The following is a 270-nucleotide window of genomic DNA, read 5'->3' as shown; positions in this document are numbered from 1 at the left end:
CAAATAGCCTGAGAGCGGTTCCAGCACATGCTGCCAGGGACGGATGCTGAGGGGATTGCGAATGATCATCGGATTTTGCGCGGCGGCGGCACGGATGATGTCGGGTATCAGTCGGTCCTCCGCCCAGTCGCCGCCGCCGATCACATTGCCGGCCCGCACGGTCGCCAGCATCGGCCCATCCGGATCGGAGAACCAGCTGCGCCGATAGCATTGCGCGACCAGTTCGGTGCAAGCCTTCGACGCGCTGTAAGGGTCGGTGCCGCCCAGTCG

1 pseudogene is annotated in these 270 nt (G+C 64.8%); it reads right to left on the bottom strand.

From position 1 onward, the window contains the following. Nucleotides 1–270 (bottom strand): annotated as a pseudogene (locus tag AC3II9_RS21825) (CDP-glucose 4,6-dehydratase); the annotation flags it as partial.

Source organism: Lysinibacillus sp. RU7 (assembly GCF_057837305.1).
The sequence above is the reverse complement of the archived record's forward strand: the minus strand, read 5'-3'. Positions and strand labels throughout refer to the sequence as shown.